Origin of the sequence: Streptomyces sp. CoH27 (assembly GCF_020181035.1) — a bacterium.
Classification (GTDB): domain Bacteria; phylum Actinomycetota; class Actinomycetes; order Streptomycetales; family Streptomycetaceae; genus Streptomyces; species Streptomyces camelliae.
Genome location: NZ_JAIQYY010000102.1, coordinates 1 through 1,387, shown reverse-complemented (window position 1 = coordinate 1,387; position 1,387 = coordinate 1). Strand labels below are relative to the sequence as shown.

The 1,387-nt window shown below is 65.5% G+C and carries 1 protein-coding gene; it reads left to right on the top strand.

The features are described 5' to 3' along the window. Positions 1-66: 66 nt before the first annotated feature. Complete coding sequence (locus LE548_RS45245) at positions 67-1,245, top strand: IS701 family transposase (protein ID WP_225102859.1); 1,179 nt, start codon at positions 67-69, stop codon at positions 1,243-1,245. Positions 1,246-1,387 lie beyond the last annotated feature (142 nt).

The following is a 1,387-nucleotide window of genomic DNA, read 5'->3' as shown; positions in this document are numbered from 1 at the left end:
TACTGCAACCGCATCTGGGGTGACGATCAACGTCGCCTGTCGTTGATGTGACTGTGTGCTGATGCGCTGACGGTCGAGCAGGTTGAGTTGTGGTCCGAGGGGATAGCCGGGCTGCATGCCCGGTTCGCCCACCGTTTTGGCAGGTCCGAGCCGCGCGAGCGGGCACTGGACTACCTTCGGGGGCTGGTCGCACTTTTGGAGAAGAAGAACGGCTGGACGTTGGCCGAGCAGGTCGGCCAGCTCCGCCCGGACGGTGTCCAGCGTCTGCTCAACCTCTCCGACTGGGACGAGAACGCGGTCCGAGACGACGTCCGTGACTTCGTCGTGGAGACCATCGGCAGCCCAGACGGCGTACTGATCTGCGACGACACCGGCTTCCTGAAGAAGGGCACCAAATCCGCCGGTGTCCAGCGCCAATACTCGGGTACTGCCGGCCGCACGGAAAACTGCCAGATCGGCACCTTCCTGGCCTACGCCTCGGCCCGGGGACGTGCTCTGATCGACCGCGAGCTCTACCTCCCGGCCTCCTGGACCGATGACCGGGACCGCTGTCGGGCCGCCGGCATCGGCGACGAGATCTGTTTCGCGACCAAGAACGAGCACTTCAGGCAGATGCTGCAACGCGCCGTCGATGCCGGTGTGCCGTTCGCATGGGTGACCGCGGACGAGGCATACGGGCAGGTCAAGCACACACGTTTCTGGCTGGAACAGCGCGGCATCGCCCATGTGATGGCCACCAAGGTCAACGACACGGTCATCACGACCCGTTGGTCCGAGAAACGGGTCGACGAGCTGATCGCCGCGCTGCCCCGGCAACGCTGGAAGCGGCTGTCGGGCGGGTCGGGCGCGCACGGCGAACGCGTCTACGACTGGGCGCGCGTCGCGATCCGCCCTTGCTGGGAAGACGGCTTCGGGCACTGGGTACTGGCCCGCCGCAGTGTCAGCGACCCCACCGAGATTGCGTACTACGTCTGCTACGGACCGGCCTCCTCGCGGCTAAAGGACCTGGTCAAAGTCGCCGCAGCGAGGTGGGCGGTGGAGGAGTGCTTCCAGACCGCCAAGGGAGAGTGCGGCCTGGACCACTACCAGGTCCGGCTCTACCGGGCTTGGTACCGGCACATCACCCTGTCGATGGCCGCACTCGCCTACCTGACCGCAGTCCGCGCCCAAGAAGCCGCAAAAGGGGCAACGCAGAGGACGAGCAGAACCTCATACCCCTCAGCGTCCCGGAGATCCGCCGGTTGATCGGGCACATCGTCATCACGCCTCGCCACCACACCAACGAACACCATCTCCGCTGGTCACACTTCCGTAGACACAGCCAGGCCCGAGCCCGCCGCTCCCACTACAAACATCGAGGGCACAACCCCCAGATGCGGTTGCAGTA